Below are 21,660 nucleotides of genomic sequence, written 5' to 3'. Positions count from 1 at the left end.
GGACTTTTTTTCTACACAAAAATAGGCTCCATAAGATCCATAGGGGATTTACCCACTACAAATATTATAGAGCCAATAAAACTTATCATCTGGGAATGTTGCTATCAAAAGACATTACAGATCAGTTGAAATAAACCTAACTATATTATAACGAATATCAAAACCGAGACTATGAGTTTAATACTTAGCCTCGGTTTTTATGTATTTTTCAAGCAACAAAGCCATCACTACCCCAGCAATGAAAGTGCAAAATCCCCTAGAATGTGATAAAATAAAAAGAGAACTCTATCAAGGAGGAAAACATGGAAAAACAAACCGTCGCCGTCTTGGGGCCTGGTTCTTGGGGAACTGCCCTTTCACAAGTCTTAAATGACAATGGACACGAGGTACGTATTTGGGGAAATCTGCCTGAGCAAATCAATGAAATTAATACACACCATACTAATAAACAATACTTTAAAGATGTCGTTCTAGATGAAAATATCATTGCCTACACCGACTTATCAGAGGCACTGAAAGATGTAGATGCGATTTTGTTTGTTGTCCCAACAAAAGTGACACGACTTGTTGCCCAACAAGTTGCAAAAACCTTGGATCATAAGGCCATCATCATGCACGCTTCAAAGGGATTAGAGCCTGATAGCCATAAACGATTATCAACCATCCTTGAAGAAGAAATTCCTGAACATCTCCGCAGTGATATTGTCGTTGTTTCAGGTCCTAGTCATGCGGAAGAGACCATTGTGCGTGACCTAACTTTAATCACTGCTGCTTCTAAAGATTTACAAACAGCTCAATACGTTCAGGAGCTCTTTAGTAATCACTACTTCCGACTTTATACCAATACGGATGTTATTGGAGTTGAAACTGCTGGTGCTCTTAAAAATATTATTGCTGTCGGTGCCGGAGCTTTACATGGTTTGGGATTTGGTGACAATGCCAAGGCAGCCATCATCGCTCGAGGCTTGGCAGAAATTACCCGCCTAGGAGTAGCACTCGGGGCCAGTCCATTGACCTATAGTGGCTTGTCTGGTGTAGGAGACTTGATCGTAACGGGAACCTCCATCCACTCTCGTAACTGGAGAGCCGGAGATGCTCTTGGTCGTGGAGAGTCTCTAGCTGATATCGAAGCCAATATGGGCATGGTGATCGAAGGAATTTCAACGACTCGAGCAGCCTATGAACTAGCGCAAGAACTTGGAGTCTATATGCCCATTACACAAGCCATTTACCAAGTTATCTACCACAGAACCAATATCAAAGATGCCATTTATGACATCATGAACAATGAATTTAAAGCAGAAAATGAGTGGTCTTAACCCTCTAAAGAAAGGATTCTTATGACATCAAAAGTTAGAAAGGCAGTCATCCCTGCTGCTGGACTAGGAACTCGTTTTTTACCAGCAACCAAGGCCCTTGCCAAAGAAATGTTGCCAATTGTAGACAAACCAACTATCCAGTTTATCGTGGAAGAAGCTCTCAAATCAGGTATTGAAGATATTCTAGTTGTCACTGGTAAATCAAAACGTTCTATTGAGGACCACTTTGACTCGAACTTTGAGCTTGAATACAATCTTAAGGAAAAAGGCAAAACAGATTTGTTAAAATTGGTAGATGAAGCAACTGGTATGCGCCTCCATTTCATTCGCCAAACTCACCCTCGTGGTCTTGGAGACGCTGTCCTACAAGCCAAAGCTTTTGTGGGGAATGAACCCTTCGTTGTTATGCTGGGTGATGACCTTATGGACATCACAGATGAGAATGCCGTTCCTTTGACAAAACAATTGATGAATGATTACGAAAAGACACACGCATCAACCATTGCTGTCATGCCCGTACCACACGAAGACGTTTCATCATATGGGGTTATCGCTCCTCAAGGTGAAGGGATTAATGGTCTCTATAGCGTTGAAACTTTTGTCGAAAAACCAGCTCCCGAAGATGCACCAAGTGATTTAGCAATTATCGGTCGCTATCTTCTGACACCAGAAATTTTTGATATCCTCGAAAAGCAAGCTCCTGGTGCTGGAAATGAAATCCAGCTTACCGATGCTATCGATACTCTTAATAAAACACAGCGTGTTTTTGCCCGTGAATTTACAGGAGCTCGTTACGACGTTGGGGATAAGTTCGGCTTTATGAAAACATCTATTGACTACGCCCTCAAACATCCACAAGTCAAAGATGACTTGAAAGATTACCTCATCCAACTGGGAAAAGAATTGGCTGAGAAGGAATAACATAAAAAGATAAGGTTCGAAAAATTCCTTATCTTTTTTCATTACACAAATTTTCATCCCATCCCCTTGTAGAGAAGTAAGACTGTGAGTCCTACGAACAAGACTACCGCTACCAGTCTCTGACTAGCACTATACATCCGCCTTTCTCCTCGGACAGGAAATATGACTGCTAGAAATGCGCCCCCAACTGCACCTCCAATATGACCTGCTAGACTGATTCCTGGAATCAGAACACTTCCAATAATGTTAACCACAAAAAGTGTCAGATAGGATTGCCCCAACTGCTGGATATAGGGGTTGCGAGTTGCATAGCGAAGAATGATAATTGCAGCAAATAGCCCATAAAGAGAGGTAGAGGCGCCTGCTGCTAAGGATTTAGGACTAAATACAAAAACAAAGAGATTCCCCATCATTCCTGATAAGAGATAGAGAAAGAAAAACTGCTTAGAACCGAAAATCTCCTCTACCTGCCTACCAAGATAATAAAGCGAAAGCATATTAACTATGAAATGCTCCCACCCAATATGAACAAAAATAGCCGAAAAGAGACGCCAAACCTGCTCTGGAAAGAGGCGAATGGCAGGTCCGTACATGGCTCCAAATCGAAATAAGGTATCTGCCCTGTAAAAGTTTCCTCCTGTGGTCACCAACATTAGTAGAAATACCAAGGCCGTCACTAAGAGGAAGAAACTCGTCACAGGGTAACGCCTATCAAAGATTTCTTTCATCAATCAGTACCTCCTGAACAGGAATATCATGATTTTCAGGGCTAAAATCCCGAATTTGACAAGGATAAACCGTACTCAAAGTATAACCAGTAAAATGTTCCAGATAGCGGTCATAATAACCTCCACCATAGCCAATCCGATAGCCCTCTCTCGTAAAAGCCAGCCCTGGAACATGAATCAAATCAATCTGAGAGGCATCCACCACTTCCAAATCTCCCTGTGGTTCCAGTAAGCCAAAGGAAGTTTTGACCAACTGCTGCGGATTATAGACTACAAAGTCCATGCGCCCCTTGGGATAGGTTTTTGGTATTAGAACCTTCTTGCCATCCTTCAGCGCCTGCTCAATCAGTTCCCGCGTTTGAAACTCATGAGGAAAAGAGAGATAGGTTGCGATGGTCTTGGCTTCTTGGTAGAAGGGGTGATGTAAGAAATGCTCCGTTAAAACTTGATCCATAGCCTGTTTTTGCTCTCGAGGGATAGCCTTCATTTCCTGCAAGACTTGCTTGCGTAGTTCTGCTTTCATAGACAAATCCTCTACTCTGCTGCCTTCTTTTTCAGGAAACTAGAGACTGCATCAACCCCAATAGCTAAGGCTTCTTCCTTAGGACTCATCTGAGGGTGATGAAGGGCGTAGGGACTATCAATACCCAGCCAGAACATAACGCCATCAACCTTTGAAAGGAGATAACCAAAATCCTCACCTGTCATAGCAGGCTCGATATCAATCAACTCAATCCCCTCTTTTTCTTCAAAGAAGTCCATCAGTTCACGCGCCAAAACTGGATTGTTCTCCACAGGAAGGTAGCCCCCTTGTTTGAGTTCGACTTCGACTTCCATATCAAAGGCAGCTGCAACTCCTTCTGCAACTGTTTTGACCCTTTTTTGCACCAAAAGGCTCATGTCCTGTGTCAAGGCACGAATGGTCCCATGCAAAAAGGCTGTGTCTGTGATGACATTGTTGGTTGTTCCAGCTTGGAAAAGACCAAAGGTCACCACTGCTCCCTCGATTGGGTTGACATTGCGGCTGACAACTGACTGCACCTGGGTCACAAAGTAACTAGCCGCCACCAAGGCGTCATTGGCTTCATGCGGAAAAGCTGCATGTCCTCCTTTTCCTTTGAAACGAATCTTCACCTCGCAAGTCCCTGCAAAGAGTGTATGAGTATTGGTCGCGATCTGGCCAACTTTCAAATCTGGACGGACATGGAGACCATAAAATTGGTCTGGCAACCAGTCTCCAAAAGCACCATCCTCATACATGAGCATGCCTCCAGCTTCATTTTCTTCAGCAGGCTGAAAAAGAAAGAGCAGATTATTTTTGGGTTGCTCCTCAAGGGCGCGCTCAAGACAGCCCAAGGCAATGGTCATATGAAAATCATGTCCACAAGCGTGCATACGATCTTGGTGTTGAGAGGCAAAAGGAAGGCCTGTTTGTTCAACGATAGGCAAACCGTCAATATCTGTTCTCCAACCAATGGTTCGCTCTGGCTTACTTCCCTGCAAATAAACCAAAATACCTGTCCGCCAAGTACGAACTTGGACAAAATCCTTGCCCGCAGTCAATTTCTCAATCACATCCAGCAAATAAGCCTGAGTCTTGAACTCCTCCAAGCCAATCTCTGGAATCTGGTGCAAATCTCGTCTAGTCTGAATCAAATCTAACATCTATCTATCCTCCTATATAGCAGAAAGAGGCTGGAAAAAGGGTCCCGCCTCTATTTTTCTTTTACAAATCACAAGGTACGAAGCGCATCCTCTAGCGCTGTTTTTTGTTGGGTTTGGGCATCAATCTCTTTGATAATACGAGCTGGAACACCTGCTACTACCACATTTTCTGGGACATCTTGTGTAACAATAGCTCCCGCTGCCACAACTGAACCACTACCAATTTGGACCCCTTCGATAACCACTGCGTTGGCACCGATAAGAACATTGTCTCCTACACGGACTGGTTCTGCGCTAGCTGGCTCAATCACACCTGCAAGAACGGCACCTGCACCAACGTGACTGTTTTTCCCCACGATAGCACGGCCACCAAGGATAGCCCCCATGTCAATCATAGTTCCTGCACCAATTTCAGCACCGATATTGATAACCGCTCCCATCATGATAACAGCATTGTCACCAATTTCAACCTGATCACGGATAATAGCACCTGGCTCGATACGAGCATTGATAGCACGTTTATCTAGTAAAGGAACTGCTGAATTACGAGCATCTTGCTCAACAACATAGTCTTGATTTTCTACCAAACCATCGAGAAGCGGAGCCACATCCTTCCAGTCTCCAAATAGTACATTCCCTAGTTTGACAACAGATCCAGGTACAGCAGTTGCGAGTTGTCCCTCAAAGGTTACTTTAACACTGGTTTTCTTTTCAGCATTGGCGATAAATTGGATAATTTCTTGTGCGTTCATTTTTGTAGCAGTCATAGGCGCCTCCTAGTTCATTTTAATGATACCTATTCTACCAAAAAAGGCCTCAAATTTGAAGCCTTTTTGTTTGTTTTTAGGTATGATTTTTAGGGATGTGAGATAAAACGTGCTGTCGGTAAAAGCAAGCCCCTACCGATACAACCTAAAAACACTCTTCACAACTATCTCCCCGTGTTTTATTGACTATTCTAGTATAGCACACTTTTAGAATTAAGAAAAGACTTTTTATTTACTTTCTTTCGCTTCTTCTATCGATAGGAAAATCATAGGCAAAATAATCAAGGCCATAGCCAGAAGAAGGGACCAATCCACTACCAATCCTAAAAACAAAACACTCAAAAGGGCAGAAGATAGAGGTTCACTGGCACTGATAACGGAAACCACCAAGGGAGAAACCAAGGACACCGCCTTCATGGAAATAAAAAAAGCAAAAGCTGTACCAAAGAAAGCGATAATAAGGCAAATCAAGATACTCCAAATATCCAGAGTAAAGGAAAGCTGATAAACCGGCGAAAGGACATTGCTAAACAAACCTGCCAAAATCATCCCCCACCCAACCGTGGGTACAAAACCATAGCGCTTCGCGAAAGGTTGGGGCAAGATAACATTAAACATGACCCCCATGGCACTCAACAGACCTGTTATAAGGGCTAGTGGCGTCATGGATAACTGAGAGAGATCGCCTTTTGTCGCCATCAAGCACACGCCCAGCATGGCAATCAAAACATAGAAAATAGCACTTTTTGAGGCTCGTTTTTGATAAACCAAGCGATTGTAAAAGAGGATAAAGACAGGGCTAATAAACTGTAAAATAGTTGCTGTAGCTGCATTTGAGTATTCTACACAGAGATAGAAAAAATACTGAACTGAAAAAATCCCTAAAATAGCATATGCTAGAAAGGGAAGGTAATTTTTCTTGTCTCGCCAGATATCTAACACTTGCGATTTTAATTGCATTGCTGACCAAATGAGCACAAGACTCCCTGCCAGTGTCAAACGCATAGAGGTAATCCAGCCAGAGGACACTTGATAATGAGTAAAGAAATATTCTCCTAAAATTCCACAGATTCCCCATATTAAGCCGGATAGAAGCGAATAAATGGTTCCTTTAATAATCTTTTTCTGATACTGATTCATACCTTTATTGTAACACGAAAGGAAAAAAGAAAAAAGTGGCAATCCATTGATTCGCCACTTCATTTAGCACAGTTTATAGAACTTATCGTCTCGTCCTTGAAGAAGAAGGTCGTGTAGCACTTGAGTTACTGCTATCGCTAGAACTACCACTTGAACTGCTGGAGCTTGATGAAGTTGGTAGACTCCCCACGATGCTAGACCAAGCATTCTGATAATCCGCATCACTTCCACCAATAGCAAAGCGATAACTGGTCGTTGGCGCCCCTGCCTTATTAGCCCAATAGCTGGTAACAGTCGAACCTGTAACATCTACCTCTTTTCCTTCAACAGAAACCTTCCCTGGTTTTTGACCTGTTGATTTCAAGACTTCGGATTTTACTACACTAGGATCTAAAGCGAAGTGCTCGTTCCCCCAAATGCTTGGGGAGGCTTGCTGAATCGCATTTACCAGATGAGCCATGTAATTAGAGTTATTGGAATAACCTGCTCTACGTGACAGTGAATGATTATCATCATGCCCAATCCAGCCACCTAGGGTTAATCTAGGTGTCGAAAGCATGAGCCACATATTTTCGTCTTGGTTGGTTGTACCAGTCTTCCCAATCCAATCTGCATTAGCCAGAGTAGGATTTAAAGAAGTCAGGTTAGTCTTGAAGGTTGTTGTCACACGAGAGGATAGAACTTCTCGCAACAAGCCCTGCATAATTGTCGCAGTAGCTTTTGAATAGACTTGAACCGGTTTATCCTGATACTCATAAACCACTCTACCATCTGCTGCTTCAATTTTAGAAATTACATGTTTCTGATGATAAATTCCGTTATTGGCCAGGGTCTGATAGCCATTGGTATGCTGGGCAACTGTGACTTCAATACCACCACCCATCGGCAGGCTCTCAATACCGTACTCTGGAATCTCGTAGCCCATCTTTTCCATATAACCCTTGACATCAACCCCCTTTTCACGGAGCATGCGATAGGTCCAGTAAGCCGGAATATTCCATGAATAGTTCAAGGCTTCTCCCAAGGTCATCATTCCTGTTCCCTTGCTATTAGCATACATAATCGGATTGCCATTAGCAAAGTTTGTTGGATAGTTAGATAGAATCGTTTCGCTTCCCATCAAGCCCTGGTCAATAGCAATACCGTAGGCCAGCAAAGGCTTGGTAGTAGAAGCTGGCGAACGTTTGGTATCAAAGGCATGATTATTTTGATTTTCTTGATAATTACGACCACCTACAAAGCCTAGAATAGCACCTGTTTGGTTGTCCATCAGGACATTCCCTACTTCTACACGACCTGTTCCATCGTCTAAAAGATAGCCATAGTCAGCAACCGCACTTTGCATAGCAGAATGAATTTTCTGGTCTATGGTAGTAGTAATTTTATAACCACCATTTTCAATTTCCTTGGATGCCAAATCGCGATAAAACTTCTGAGTTGCCTCATTTTTCAACTCCTTAGCGGAGACATTGTCTCTCTGAGTTAGATAGTCATACATACGTTCCTGAGCTTCTGCCAAGGCTGTAAAGTATAAATAGCCTCGTGACACACCTGTGACTGTAGCTGAAGGGAGAAAGTCCTGTTTAAGATTGTAATCCTTATATTGAGAATACTCGTCTTTGCTTAAGGCACCTGTACGATACATACTGTAAAGAACTGCCTTAGCCCGTCTCAAGCCTATTTCTAAGTCTTCATCACTCTTCAACTCCCCAGTATTTTCATAAGGAGAATAGGTAATGGGACTCTGTGGAAGTCCTGCTAAAAATGCTGCTTGAGGAACAGTCAACTGACTGGCATCTACACCGAAAATCCCCTCAGCTGCCTGCTGAGCTCCTGCAATATTCTGCCCCTTATTATTTCGGCCAAACGGAGCCACATTGAGATAGGTCGTTAAAATCTCATCCTTATTCATGGCACGTTCCAAGGCAAGAGCATCCACAATCTCTGTCGCCTTACGAGCCAATGTCGGCGCATCCCCAACCACCTGCTGTTTAATCAGTTGCTGGGTCAAAGTTGACCCCCCACTTGAGGAACCCAAACCTACAAATTTCCCCAAGGTCGCACGAATCACCGCCTTGGGCACTACACCCTTATGTTCTTTAAAGTGTTCGTCTTCCGTCGCAATAATAGCCTTCTTCAGATTTTCCGAAATTTGTTCAGATGAGATAGAAGTGCGCAACAAATCACTCTCTATGGAAGCAATCACCGTCCCATCCGCATAGGTAATCTCTGAAATAGAAGAAATGTCCTTGACCTGATGTACCAATTCTTCTGTCTGAGGCACCCGTACCTTGTCAAATAAGGCCACCCCGTACCCCAAAGCAATCCCAGCTCCCAACATTCCTCCTAGAAAACCGAGCACAAAGAGTAAGTTAAATAGGGCTTTTATACTCAGTAAAATAGCTGGAAAAATGGCTGGCCTATCTAGGGATTTAGATTTTTGGGCACTTGAACCTTTCTTGCCAGGGCTAGCTGATTTTTTATTTTTTTGTTTTTGCTGGAAAAATTCCAGCATTTTTCGTTTTAATTCATTTAATTGATTTTGCATGGATTTCCTCACTCTATCTATTATACCACAAAAGGGAAACTTTCAATAAAATAGCCACTTTCTTCCCTATTCTGCTAGGCTATTGCCCAAGTTTGTGATACAATAGTTAGAAACAATAATTTTAAAAAGGAGAAAAGACACATGCACATTTTTGATGAGCTAAAAGAGCGTGGTTTGATATTTCAAACGACTGATGAAGAAGCTTTGCGTAAAGCCCTAGAAGAAGGTCAAGTTTCTTATTATACTGGCTACGATCCAACTGCTGACAGCCTTCACCTAGGCCACCTTGTCGCAATCTTGACAAGTCGTCGCTTGCAGCTAGCAGGTCACAAACCCTATGCGCTCGTTGGCGGTGCTACAGGTCTCATCGGAGATCCGTCCTTCAAAGATGCTGAACGTAGTCTCCAAACAAAAGACACAGTAGATGGCTGGGTCAAGTCTATCCAAGGACAACTTTCTCGTTTTCTTGACTTTGAAAATGGGGAAAATAAAGCTGTCATGGTCAACAACTACGACTGGTTTGGCAGCATCAGCTTCATTGACTTCCTCCGTGATATCGGAAAATACTTCACTGTCAACTACATGATGAGTAAAGAGTCTGTGAAAAAACGGATCGAAACAGGGATTTCTTACACTGAGTTTGCTTACCAAATCATGCAAGGTTACGACTTCTTCGTCCTTAACCAAGACCATAATGTCACTCTTCAAATTGGTGGTTCTGACCAGTGGGGAAATATGACAGCTGGTACTGAATTGCTTCGTCGTAAGGCTGACAAGATTGGCCACGTAATCACTGTTCCACTGATTACCGATGCAACTGGTAAGAAATTTGGTAAATCAGAAGGAAACGCAGTCTGGCTCAATCCTGAAAAGACTTCTCCATACGAAATGTACCAATTTTGGATGAACGTTATGGACGCTGACGCTGTTCGCTTCTTGAAGATCTTTACTTTCTTGTCACTTGATGAGATTGAAGACATCCGCAAACAGTTCGAAGCAGCGCCACACGAACGTTTGGCACAAAAAGTCTTGGCTCGTGAAGTCGTAACACTTGTTCACGGCGAAGAAGCCTACAAAGAAGCCCTCAACATCACTGAGCAGCTCTTTGCAGGAAACATCAAAAACCTTTCTGTTAAAGAACTTAAACAAGGACTTCGTGGTGTGCCAAACTACCAAGTACAAGAAGACGAAAATCACAATATCGTGGAACTGCTCGTTTCGTCTGGTGTGGTTAACTCAAAACGCCAAGCCCGTGAAGATGTCCAAAACGGAGCTATCTACGTCAACGGCGACCGCATCCAAGACCTTGACTATGTCTTGAGTGACGCAGATAAGTTAGAGAACGAACTGACTGTTATCCGTCGTGGAAAGAAAAAATATTTTGTATTGACTTACTAAATTGTTCAACATTTACCTATAAAAAAAGGAGTTAACCTCGAGAAAGGTAACTCCTTTTTTCTGTTAATAACTCTCAGCTATCTATTTTTAATAGACAGACTACGCAGTACAATGCGTAAGGTTGTTAGATTATGTAAGATAGAAAGATTTGAAGGACTGAGCCAATTAAATAAGCCAAAGCCAATCAAACTACTATTTACGACAACGGTATCTTGAATATTCTTCTTGATGAGTGTTTGCAAAGATGATGATAGCCAATCCAACTCTTGGAAGAAATCCAAACGATTATCTAACAATAAGATATCACTCATCTGCTTAGAAATATCTGCACTCTCATTCATCACCACACCGATATCTGATAGGGTTAGAGCAGCTGAGTCATTCAACCCATCCCCAACCATCAAAATAGTGTGACCTGCTTTCTGTAGTTCCTCTACTAACTCAAATTTCCCATCAGGTTTCAAGTCTGTATAGACCTGATCAAAGGGCAAATCTTTGACTAATTCCTCTGTCCTAACCAGGGTGTCCCCTGTTGCCAGAATCAATTTTTTCCCTTGTGCCTTAAGTTTATCCAAGGCTGTTTTTGCTTCTTTTCTCAAAGGAGTATGAATGCAGAACATTCCAATCAATTCATTCTGATAAGCCAAGAATAAGAGATTGTAGTGACTCTTGTGCTCTTCAATTAAAGCATTTTGTTCCGAACTGATATGAATCTGCTCATCCTGCATCAAGACATAATTACCAATCAGAACTGGTTGGCCATCTATATGAGATTTGATCCCCTTACTTGCGATATATTGGAGTTTCCCATGCATTTCCTCATGTTCAATCCCCTCTATCTCAGCTTGCTTGACGATGGCATTAGCAATAGGATGATAAATGTGTTCCTCAAGACAGGCACTGATTCTGAGAATATCTTCCTCACTATAGTCTCCAAAAGGTAACACCTTCTCAACTATCGGATAGCTAGTTGTGATTGTTCCCGTCTTATCAAACAAGAAGGTATCAACTTCCAGATATTTCTCCAGAACATCTCCATCCTTAATCACCATTTCACGGTTCAACCCCTCCTTGATAGCTGCCAAATAAGCTACAGGAGTAGAGATTTTCAAAGCGCAGGAGAAATCGACCAATAGGAAAGAAATAGCCTTAGAAAAAGAACCTGTTAATAGGTAAGTCAGCCCAGCCCCCAAGAAATTATATTTGACGACCTTGTCCGCCATCTTGATGAAATAGCGTTGTTTCGTTTTCTTGTTTTCTTCAGATTTCTTCATCAACTCAATCAGTTGTAAAATCCGGCTGTTCATCTGATTATCGGTTACACGAATGCGTAACTCTCCAGTTTCTAATACTGTATTTGCACAAACCAAATCAGACTCTCTTTTTTCAACTGGAAAACTCTCTCCCGTCAAGGAACTTTCGTTGACCATACCTAAACCTGAAACTACTTGTCCATCAAACAGAATTTCATTTCCTTGAGATAGTACCAAGACATCTCCTATTTGAACATCAGAACTCTTGATACTAACAACCGTATCGCCCTGTACTAGGAATACATCGCTCTCTTTTGCAAGAAGGCTTTGTTCTAAATCTGTTGCAGTTTTTTTCAAGGACCACTGATCTAAATGATTCCCCAAATCAAGCATAAACATGATATTGCTAGCTGTCTTGGATTGGTTCATAAACAAGGACAATAAAATCGCCGAACAGTCCAAGACCTCCATCGTTAGTTCCTTACGCGCTAGTGTTTGATAGGCTTCTCTAATATAGCCAAAAGCCTGATAACAAGTCCATATATAGCGAATAGGATACGGCACAAAACTACGAAAAAGTATACGCTTAATCGCTGCACCTGAAACAATAGAATAAGCACTCTCTTCTCTACGAATGGGAAGAGTCATCAACTCAGAAACTTTCCCTTTATCAATTCTTTTTAAAAAGGCTTCTGCATTATCTAATACAGAAAAGCCTTCTTTTATACGCAGAGTAAAGTGCTGTTGATCCATGTAAAACTGGATAGACTCAATCCCCTTTTCATCTCTCGCCAAGGAACGAAGATAGTCTTGAATATCCAAGGTGAGTGAAAAAGAAGATGATAGTCGGATATGTTGGTATCCTCTATGTAGCACTTTAAAAGACATATTATTCTCCTATAAGGCTATCTAATTGCTCTTCTTTTTTCTCTTGCTCGTACAAATATTTGGCATCTTGTAAGACATCGTCTCCATGTTGCTTCACAACAGAAACAGATGCATCTAGCCCGTCTTTCAACTTGTAAGCCTTAGCCAAAGCTTTAGAATAACCTTTCTTAGCTTCCTTACTTGCTAAGATTTTCAAACCAAGGGTACCAAATGCGACACCACCCAAAAAGAGTGATGATTTTTTCGCAACTTTTGCAACGGTTAGTACTTCTTTTAACATACTTATTTCCTCCTTATCATTATTATATAGCAATTTAGATATAAAAGCAATTTAATTTTGGTACTTTGAAAAGTAATTATACTACTATTTAATTCTATTACAAATCATCCTAAAGTTGCTTTCATTTGCCTCTTTTGATACACTTAAACTATGAATACAAATCTCAAACCTAAACTTCAGCGTTTTGCTTCTGCTACTGCCTTTGCCTGTCCTATCTGTCAAGAAAATCTGACTCTGGTAGAGACTAGTCTCAAATGTAACAATCGCCATTCTTTTGACCTGGCGAAATTTGGCTATGTCAATCTAGCACCTCAAATCAAGCAATCTACTAACTATGACAAGGAAAATTTTCAAAACCGCCAACAAATCCTAGAAGCCGGCTTTTATCAAGCTATTTTAGATGCTGTATCTGACTTGCTTGCAAGCTCAAAAACTACCACAACAATTTTGGATATCGGTTGTGGTGAAGGATTCTATTCTCGCAAACTCCAAGAAAGTCACTCTGAAAAAACTTTCTATGCCTTTGATATTTCCAAAGATTCCGTCCAAATCGCTGCCAAGAGTGAACCAAACTGGGCAGTCAATTGGTTCGTTGGTGACTTGGCACGACTTCCAATAAAAGACGCTAGCATGGATATCCTGCTTGATATCTTTTCCCCTGCCAACTATGGAGAATTTCGTCGCGTTTTATCCAAAGACGGCATCTTGATAAAGGTTATTCCAACTGAAAATCACCTCAAGGAAATCCGTCAGAAGGTACAAAACCAGCTGACAAACAAGGACTATTCCAACCAAGATATCAAAAATCATTTCCAAGAATACTTTACCATCCTATCTAACCAAACGGTCTCTCTGACTAAGACTATCACAACAGAGCATCTTCAAGCCCTACTCAGCATGACTCCTCTCCTCTTTCACATCGACCAGACTAAGATTGACTGGAGCCAACTGACAGAGATTACCATTGAAGCAGAGATTCTGGTCGGGAAAGCATTCTAAACTAGACTCCCAAAAGGTATAAAACTTACCGAAAATCTTCAATATTACGAAAACGCATAAGAACAGGCGCTTAAACCTTAATCTTATGCGTTTTGTTATAGTTTCCATACATATTAAGTGGAAATCTTTGAAATCAGTTCTCTTAATAACCATTGAATACCATATAGTACATTTACCCCAAATATGATATAGGCCGTATAAATCACATACTTCGATTTCTCCCGCCTCAAAGAATAGATCTTGTACAAGATGAACAAATTTAAAATAATAAATAATAGAGACAAAATCTTCCCTCCAAAAATCAATCCTAAAGGTACACAGCTAAGCATAGCCCTAAACTTTATTTTCGATTCGAGATAACAAACTTATCAATAAATAGCAAGTGAAATAAGGCGAGTGTAATTCCCAATAAGCAACCATGATAAGAGATTTCTTGATGGGTAAGGGGGAAAAGAGTATTATTACCCGCCAAGAGGCATGTCAAAATCACAAATAGTATCCAAAATAAATCAGTCCATTTATATTTTGAAAAATATTTTTTCCACATAAAAACACCTTCTTTCCTACAATTATATTATAACACTCGATGTAAGCGTATGCAAGAAATATGAGGTGATCAACTACGAAGAAACATGAGGATAAAAGACAGTAAAAACCAGCATTTCTAAACCTTCACTGTATCTAGGATTTATCTGTTTTTAGACAAGATTGACCCAAATCCACAGCATTTAAAAAAGCGAATTTCAACCGAAACTCGCTTTTTTACAAGATGTATTAGTATAAACTTGTATCTTAGTTCAAGTGCCAGATATCTTCGTTATACTGAGCGATTGTACGGTCAGATGAGAAGAATCCTGCTTTAGAAATGTTAACGATAACTTTATCCAACCATGCGTCACGGTCTTCGTAGTCAGCAAGCATTTGCTCTTTGACTTTGATGTAGTCTTCCAAGTCAAGAAGAGTCATGAACCAGTCTTTGTTGATCAATTCATTGTAAAGACGTTCCAAGCGCTCTTTGTTTCCAGCTGCAAGAACTGCATCGCTAACGATGAAGTCAACCAATGGTTTGATAGCTTTACGAGCGTAGAATTCGCTTGATTTGTAAGCTGCTTTTGCGTAAAGGTCGATAACAGTTTCTGAATCTTCACCAAAGATGTAGATGTTTTCGTCGCCAACCAACTCAGCGATTTCCACGTTAGCACCGTCCATAGTACCAAGAGTCAAAGCTCCGTTCAACATGAATTTCATGTTACCAGTACCTGAAGCTTCTTTAGAAGCAAGTGAGATTTGTTCTGAGATATCACATGCTGGGATAAGGAAGCTTGCTGCAGTAACGTTGTAGTTTTCAACCATAACAACTTGCAAGTGTGGAGCAACTGCTGGATCGTTAGCAATAACTTCTGACATGCAAAGGATCAAGTGGATAATGTCTTGAGCGATTGTGTAGGCTGGAGCTGCTTTACCACCAAAGAAGATTGTAATTGGGCGAGCAGGGATGTTACCAGCTTTGATGTCAAGGTATTTGTAGATCACGTACAAAGCGTTCATTTGTTGGCGTTTGTACTCGTGAAGACGTTTGATTTGGATATCAAAGATAGAGTTTGGATTGATTTCTACACCTTGGTGTTCTTTCAAGTGACGAGCCAATTTACGTTTGTTGTGAGCCTTGATGCTTTCCAATTTTTCTTTGACAGCTGCTTTGTCTTCATAAGACAAGAGTTTTTCAAGCTCATCTGCTTCATGGTGCCAACCTTCTCCAAGAATCTCATCCAAGTAGTGAGACAATCTTGGGTTAGCATGCATGAGCCAACGACGGAAAGTAATACCGTTTGTTTTGTTGTTGAATTTTTCTGGGTAAAGGTCGTAGAAGGCTTTCAACTCAGAGTTCTTCAAGATTTCAGTATGAAGTGCCGCTACCCCGTTAACGCTGTATCCATAGTGGATATCCATGTGAGCCATGTGAACACGTCCGCTCTCGTCGATGATTTGAACAGCTGGATCTTTGTATTCTGCTTTCACGCGACGGTCCAATTCTTCGATGATTGGTACCAAGTGAGGAACCACTTCTTGCAAGAATTCAAGAGGCCATTTTTCAAGAGCTTCAGCAAGGATTGTGTGGTTAGTGTAGGCAGTCATGCTACGAACGATTGAGATTGCTTCGTCAAGCTCGATACCACGTGCAGTCAAAAGACGGATCAATTCAGGGATAACCATTGATGGGTGAGTATCGTTGATTTGTACAACTGCGTAGTCAGCAAGGTCATGCAAGTTGCTTCCTTTTTCGATTGCTTCGTCGATGATCAATTGCGCACCGTTTGAAACCATGAAGTATTGTTGGAAGATACGGAGCAATTCACCTTGACGGTCACTATCATCTGGGTAAAGGAAAAGAGTCAAGTTGCGAGCGATATCTGTCTTGTCAAAGTTGATACCATCTTTAATAATAGAAGAATCAACTGAATCCAAGTCAAACAAACGCAAGCGGTTTTTAGTTGCTGTTTCATAACCAGTAACATCAATATCGTAAAGAGTTGATGTCAAAGTAAAGTCTGCAAATGGTACTTGGTAGCTACGGCTTGAGCGAACCAACCAGTTTTGCTCTGTCAACCATGCATTTGGAATTGTTTCTTGTTGGTTGTTTTTAAGAACTTGTTGGAAAAGACCAAAGTGGTAGTTAAGACCAACACCGTCACCGTTCAAACCAAGAGTAGCAATTGAGTCGATAAAGCAGGCAGCCAAACGTCCCAAACCACCATTACCAAGAGATGGTTCCAATTCAACTTCTTCAACTTCGATCAAGTCTTTACCTGCAGCAGCAAGTTCTTTTTTGACATCGTCGTAAAGACCAAGGTTGATCAAGTTGTTTGACAAGAGTTTACCAATCAAGAACTCAGCTGAGATATAGTAAACTTTCTTTTTACCAGTGTTGACTGGTTTTTGGCTGCTTGCAAGCTTGCTGTAGTTAAGAAGAGCAAGGTAAAGCTCTTCATTGCTACATTCTGCAATGGTTTTATTGTAACGATTTTGTACAAATTCTTGTAGTGATAACATGTTTAAGGTGTCTCCTGATATTGTATTATTTCTTTAATTCTACCAAATTTTCATTAATTCGTCGATAGATTGTTGTCAAGTCAAGCAAACCTTCCTCGACAGCTGGTGTCAATTGATCTTCAGTCATACGCCAAGACCAGTTTCCACCGAGGGTAGATGGGAAGTTCATACGAGCTGTCTCATCCAATTCTAGCAAATCTTGCATAGTTGCAATTGCCATGAAGCTAACTGATGAAAAGACTGTACGAAGCATAGCGTGTGGCACTGTTTCGTATTCTTTACGGTTAGTATAGCGAGCCATGTACTCACGAGTCGCATCATCGATCTCGTTACGGTACCAACCAAGGACCGTGTTGTTATCGTGTGTTCCTGTGTACATAACTGAGTTAGCAGGTGCCAAGTGTGGGCTATCGATACTTTCATCTTCTGGGTTGAAAGCAAATTGAAGAATCTTCATTCCTGGGAAGCCAGTACGTTCACGCAACTCGATAACTTCATCTGTCATGAAACCAAGGTCTTCAGCGATGATGTTTAGCTCACCAAGTTCTTCCTTAACGGCTGCAAAAAGCTTGTAGCCCGGACCTTTGACCCACTCACCAGGTGCTGCTGTATCGGAACCAGCAGGGATTTCCCAGTAAGATTCGAAACCACGGAAGTGGTCGATACGAACGATATCGTAGATTTTGAAGCTTTCACGCAAGCGTTCAATCCACCATTTGTAACCATCTTTGTCCATTGCTTCCCAGTCATAGATTGGGTTACCCCAAAGCTGACCAGTTGCAGAAAACTCATCGGGTGGGCATCCTGCGATACAAGTAGCCTTACCATTGACATCTGTCTTAAAGAGATGTGGATTTGCCCACATATCGCTTGAATCTTCCGCTACATAGATTGGCATGTCTCCAACGATTTCGATGTGGTTGTCGTTAGCGTAAGCTTTCAATTTCAACCATTGTTGGAAGAAGAAGTATTGAGTCACACGGTGGTAAACCAACTTGTCTGCCAATTGCTCACGGTAGCTTTCAAGCGCTGAAGCTTTACGAGCACGAGCATCAGCATCTGGCCATTCAGTCCAAGCAAGATTTTCAAAATGCTCTTTGATAGCCATATACTCAGCAAAGAGTTCAAGCCATGATTGGTTGTCTTGAGCAAATTTCTCAAAATCTTTAACATCTCCGACTTCAAAGAAACGTTTCACCGCTTTTTCTAAAAGAGGACGACGTGCATAGTAAATCTTAGCATAGTCAACTTCAGACGCATCGCTACCAAAGTCAACTCCTTCAAGGTCACTTGCTTGCAACAAGCCTTGCTCAACCAAGATATCTAAATCGATAAAATGAGTGTTCCCTGCGAAGGCTGAGAAAGATTGGTAAGGAGAATCTCCGTAACTAGTTGTTCCTAATGGAAGGATTTGCCAGTAACGTTGTTTTGTACGAACCAAGAAATCAACGAAGTCGTAAGCACTTTGACCAAATGATCCGATTCCGTAGGCTCCTGGAAGAGAAGAGATGTGCATCAACACACCACTTTGACGTTTTTTCATAAACAACACCTCGTGTATTTGTAGTTTAAATTTTCATTTTTGGGCGCAAACGTTTGCGTTAATATAAGTATACTTCATTTTCGGAAGAATTGCAAGCGGTTTTAAAAAAACTTTTTGATTATTTTTTAAAAAAACTTGTCCTTATTTATGTATACATATACATTTTTTCTTTTCTATTTACAAAATCTTCTTCAACTACAAATAGAAGGGGCAAGTTAGTCTACTTTTGGTCTAGAGCAATTTATTTTTTGTTCAAATTTAGGCAATCGTTTCCCTAAATAATTTCAGTAAAATCGTGAAAATATATTTTCTGACTTTTCTTCTATTATAAACAAATAAAACGCTTACCATTTCCGTGAAATTTTTTTAAAATTTTTACAAAAAACACTTGCAACCGTTTTCTATTTGTGCTATACTAGTCCCATAAAGGAAAACGTTTGCGTTTCCTCATTATAAAATTTGTTATTCTTTAGGAGGAATACACTATGTCATCTAAATTCATGAAGAGCACTGCTGTGCTTGGAACTGTTACACTTGCTAGCTTGCTTTTGGTGGCTTGCGGAAGCAAAACTGCTGATAAGCCTGCTGATTCTGGTTCATCTGAAGCAAAAGAACTCACTGTATATGTAGACGAGGGATATAAGAGCTATATTGAAGAGGTTGCTAAAGCTTATGAAAAAGAAGCTGGAGTAAAAATCACTCTTAAAACTGGTGATGCTCTAGGAGGTCTTGATAAACTTTCTCTTGACAACCAATCTGGTAATGTCCCTGATATTATGATGGCTCCATACGACCGTGTAGGTAGCCTTGGTTCTGACGGACAACTTTCAGAAGTGAAATTGAGCGATGGTGCTAAAACAGACGACACAACTAAATCTCTTGTAACAGCTGCTAATGGTAAAGTTTACGGTGCTCCTGCCGTTATCGAGTCACTTGTTATGTACTACAACAAAGACTTGATAAAAGAAGCTCCAAAAACTTTTGCTGACTTAGAAAACCTTGCTAAAGATAGCAAATATGCCTTCGCTGGAGAAGATGGAAAAACTTCTGCTTTCCTAGCTGACTGGACAAACTTCTACTATGCATACGGACTTCTTGCTGGTAACGGCGCTTACGTATTCGGTCAAAACGGTAAAGACGCTAAAGACATCGGTCTTGCCAACGACGGCGCTATCAAAGGTATAGAGTACGCTAAATCTTGGTATGAAAAATGGCCTAAAGGTATGCAAGATACTGAAGGTGCTGGTAACTTAATCCAAACTCATTTCCAAGAAGGTAAAACAGCCGCTATCATCGACGGACCTTGGAAAGCTCAAGCCTTCAAAGATGCTAAAGTAAACTACGGTGTTGCGACTATCCCAACTCTTCCAAACGGAAAAGAATATGCTGCATTTGGTGGTGGTAAAGCTTGGGTCATCCCTCAAGCCACTAAGAACCTTGAAGCTTCTCAAAAATTTGTAGACTTCCTTGTTTCAACTGAACAACAAAAAGTATTATACGATAAGACTAACGAAATCCCAGCTAACACTGAGGCTCGTTCATACGCTGAAGGTAAAAACGATGAGTTGACAACTGCTGTTATCAAACAGTTCAAGAACGCTCAACCAATGCCAAACATCTCTCAAATGTCTGCAGTTTGGGATCCAGCGAAAAATATGCTCTTTGATGCTGTAAGTGGCAAGAAAGATGCTAAAACAGCAGCTAACGATGCTGTAACATTGATCAAAGAAACAATCAAACAAAAATTTGGTGAATAAGAAATTTGTTCAAGGGGGGTGGAAATCAAATCCCCCTTTGAATTTATCAACGAAAACACAAATAGTTTAGGTTTTATCTAGAAACCAGTATCCTATGAAAGGAGTTATTATGGAAAAGCAACAACCTAGTAAAGCAGCCCTGCTGTCTATCATTCCTGGGTTAGGACAGATTTACAATAAACAAAAAGCCAAAGGTTTTATCTTCCTTGGTGTAACCCTTGTATTTGTCCTCTACTTCCTAGCACTTGCAGCCCCTGAATTGAGCAATCTCATCACTCTTGGTGACAAACCAGGTCGTGACAATTCCCTCTTTATGTTGATTCGCGGTGCCTTCCATTTAATCTTTGTAGTTGTTTATGTACTCTTTTATTTCGCAAATATCAAAGATGCACATACAACTGCCAAACACATTAACAATGGCATACCAGTAGCACTTACCTTTAAAGAAATGGTCAAAGGAATCTATGAAAATGGCTTCCCTTACCTCTTGATCATTCCATCTTATGTTGCCATGACTTTTTCGATTATCTTCCCAGTTATCGTAACCTTGATGATCGCCTTTACCAACTACGACTTCCAACACTTGCCACCAAACAAATTGTTGGACTGGGTTGGTTTGACGAACTTTACGAACATCTGGAGTTTGAGTACCTTCCGTTCTGCCTTCGGTTCCGTTCTTTCTTGGACTATCATCTGGGCTTTGGCTGCCTCAACTTTACAAATCGTCATCGGTATCTTCACAGCTATCATTGCTAACCAACCATTTATCAAAGGAAAACGTATCTTTGGTGTTATTTTCCTTCTTCCTTGGGCTGTCCCAGCCTTCATCACTATCTTGACATTCTCAAATATGTTTAATGATAGTGTCGGTGCTATCAACACTCAAGTCTTGCCAATCTTTGCTAAATTCCTTCCTTTCCTTGATGGTGCTCTTATTCCTTGGAAAACAGATCCAACTTGGACAAAAATTGCCTTGATTATGATGCAAGGTTGGCTTGGATTCCCATACATCTACGTTTTGACTTTAGGTATCTTACAATCTATCCCTAACGACCTTTACGAAGCAGCTTATATTGACGGTGCCAATGCTTGGCAAAAATTCCGCAACATCACTTTCCCAATGATCTTGGCCGTTGCGGCACCTACTTTGATCAGCCAATACACCTTCAACTTTAACAACTTCTCTATCATGTACCTCTTCAATGGTGGAGGACCTGGTAGTGTCGGAGGTGGAGCTGGTTCAACCGATATCTTGATCTCATGGATCTACCGTTTGACAACAGGTACATCTCCTCAATACTCAATGGCGGCAGCTGTTACCTTGATTATCTCTATCATTGTCATCTCAATCTCTATGATCGCATTCAAGAAACTACACGCATTTGATATGGAGGACGTCTAAG

17 protein-coding genes are annotated in these 21,660 nt (G+C 41.1%); 6 read left to right on the top strand and 11 right to left on the bottom strand.

Annotation, left to right across the window (positions count from 1 at the left end):
- Window positions 1-302 precede the first annotated feature (302 nt).
- Both N8M20_RS07655 and galU read left to right on the top strand, forming a co-directional pair.
- Window positions 303-1,319, top strand: coding sequence for an NAD(P)H-dependent glycerol-3-phosphate dehydrogenase (locus N8M20_RS07655; RefSeq protein ID WP_261079640.1), 1,017 nt, complete (start codon window positions 303-305; stop codon window positions 1,317-1,319).
- Between the two features lie 21 nt (window positions 1,320-1,340).
- Window positions 1,341-2,240, top strand: a complete 900-nt coding sequence (galU, locus tag N8M20_RS07650; protein WP_000202219.1) for a UTP--glucose-1-phosphate uridylyltransferase GalU — start codon at window positions 1,341-1,343, stop codon at window positions 2,238-2,240.
- A 53-nt stretch (window positions 2,241-2,293) separates the two neighbouring features.
- Here the strand turns inward: galU and N8M20_RS07645 are convergent, their stop codons facing one another.
- The 6 genes from N8M20_RS07645 to pbp1b form a co-directional block, all read right to left on the bottom strand.
- Window positions 2,294-2,968, bottom strand: coding sequence for a rhomboid family intramembrane serine protease (locus N8M20_RS07645; protein WP_261079637.1), 675 nt, complete (start codon window positions 2,966-2,968; stop codon window positions 2,294-2,296).
- A complete protein-coding gene (locus tag N8M20_RS07640) occupies window positions 2,952-3,491 on the bottom strand; it encodes a 5-formyltetrahydrofolate cyclo-ligase (RefSeq protein WP_261079635.1) in 540 nt (179 codons plus the stop codon). Before N8M20_RS07640 ends, N8M20_RS07645 begins: the two co-directional genes overlap by 17 nt.
- An 11-nt stretch (window positions 3,492-3,502) precedes the next feature.
- The gene (locus N8M20_RS07635) at window positions 3,503-4,633 is read right to left on the bottom strand and encodes an N-acetyldiaminopimelate deacetylase (RefSeq protein ID WP_261079633.1); all 1,131 of its coding nucleotides are present in this window, start codon (window positions 4,631-4,633) and stop codon (window positions 3,503-3,505) included.
- 68 nt (window positions 4,634-4,701) lie between these two features.
- A complete protein-coding gene (gene dapD / locus N8M20_RS07630) occupies window positions 4,702-5,400 on the bottom strand; it encodes a 2,3,4,5-tetrahydropyridine-2,6-dicarboxylate N-acetyltransferase (RefSeq protein WP_049515894.1) in 699 nt (232 codons plus the stop codon).
- Between the two features lie 228 nt (window positions 5,401-5,628).
- Window positions 5,629-6,540: a DMT family transporter gene (locus N8M20_RS07625; protein WP_261079630.1), complete on the bottom strand. Its 912-nt coding sequence runs from the start codon at window positions 6,538-6,540 to the stop codon at window positions 5,629-5,631.
- A gap of 82 nt (window positions 6,541-6,622) precedes the next feature.
- Complete coding sequence (pbp1b, locus tag N8M20_RS07620; protein WP_261079628.1) at window positions 6,623-9,088, bottom strand: penicillin-binding protein PBP1B; 2,466 nt, start codon at window positions 9,086-9,088, stop codon at window positions 6,623-6,625.
- Between the two features lie 141 nt (window positions 9,089-9,229).
- Here pbp1b and tyrS point away from each other — a divergent pair, with 141 nt between their 5' ends.
- Complete coding sequence (gene tyrS / locus N8M20_RS07615; RefSeq protein ID WP_261079626.1) at window positions 9,230-10,486, top strand: tyrosine--tRNA ligase; 1,257 nt, start codon at window positions 9,230-9,232, stop codon at window positions 10,484-10,486.
- Window positions 10,487-10,563: 77 nt separating this feature from the next.
- Here the strand turns inward: tyrS and N8M20_RS07610 are convergent, their stop codons facing one another.
- Both N8M20_RS07610 and N8M20_RS07605 read right to left on the bottom strand, forming a co-directional pair.
- Window positions 10,564-12,627, bottom strand: a complete 2,064-nt coding sequence (locus tag N8M20_RS07610) for a heavy metal translocating P-type ATPase (protein ID WP_261079625.1) — start codon at window positions 12,625-12,627, stop codon at window positions 10,564-10,566.
- Window position 12,628: 1 nt separating this feature from the next.
- The gene (locus N8M20_RS07605) at window positions 12,629-12,907 is read right to left on the bottom strand and encodes a DUF6110 family protein (RefSeq protein ID WP_000910910.1); all 279 of its coding nucleotides are present in this window, start codon (window positions 12,905-12,907) and stop codon (window positions 12,629-12,631) included.
- A gap of 150 nt (window positions 12,908-13,057) precedes the next feature.
- Between N8M20_RS07605 and N8M20_RS07600 the strand changes: the two genes are divergently transcribed.
- A complete protein-coding gene (locus N8M20_RS07600) occupies window positions 13,058-13,906 on the top strand; it encodes a putative RNA methyltransferase (RefSeq protein ID WP_261079623.1) in 849 nt (282 codons plus the stop codon).
- Between the two features lie 340 nt (window positions 13,907-14,246).
- Here N8M20_RS07600 and N8M20_RS07595 read toward each other — a convergent pair whose 3' ends face one another.
- From N8M20_RS07595 to malQ, 3 genes are all read right to left on the bottom strand, one after another.
- Window positions 14,247-14,453, bottom strand: a complete 207-nt coding sequence (locus tag N8M20_RS07595; protein WP_238096478.1) for a hypothetical protein — start codon at window positions 14,451-14,453, stop codon at window positions 14,247-14,249.
- A 245-nt stretch (window positions 14,454-14,698) separates the two neighbouring features.
- Window positions 14,699-16,957: a glycogen/starch/alpha-glucan family phosphorylase gene (gene glgP / locus N8M20_RS07590; protein ID WP_261079622.1), complete on the bottom strand. Its 2,259-nt coding sequence runs from the start codon at window positions 16,955-16,957 to the stop codon at window positions 14,699-14,701.
- 25 nt (window positions 16,958-16,982) lie between these two features.
- Window positions 16,983-18,500: a 4-alpha-glucanotransferase gene (malQ, locus tag N8M20_RS07585; RefSeq protein ID WP_261079620.1), complete on the bottom strand. Its 1,518-nt coding sequence runs from the start codon at window positions 18,498-18,500 to the stop codon at window positions 16,983-16,985.
- Window positions 18,501-18,985: 485 nt separating this feature from the next.
- Here malQ and N8M20_RS07580 point away from each other — a divergent pair, with 485 nt between their 5' ends.
- Both N8M20_RS07580 and N8M20_RS07575 read left to right on the top strand, forming a co-directional pair.
- A complete protein-coding gene (locus N8M20_RS07580; protein WP_077804580.1) occupies window positions 18,986-20,257 on the top strand; it encodes a maltodextrin ABC transporter substrate-binding protein in 1,272 nt (423 codons plus the stop codon).
- Between the two features lie 109 nt (window positions 20,258-20,366).
- Window positions 20,367-21,659 carry a carbohydrate ABC transporter permease gene (locus N8M20_RS07575; protein ID WP_261079619.1) on the top strand — a complete coding sequence of 431 codons (1,293 nt, stop codon included), beginning with the start codon at window positions 20,367-20,369 and terminating at the stop codon, window positions 21,657-21,659.
- Window position 21,660 lies beyond the last annotated feature (1 nt).

It is taken from the genome of Streptococcus mitis, assembly GCF_946190275.1.
In the GTDB taxonomy this organism is placed as follows: domain Bacteria; phylum Bacillota; class Bacilli; order Lactobacillales; family Streptococcaceae; genus Streptococcus; species Streptococcus mitis_DC.
The sequence above is the reverse complement of the archived record's forward strand: the minus strand, read 5'-3'. Positions and strand labels throughout refer to the sequence as shown.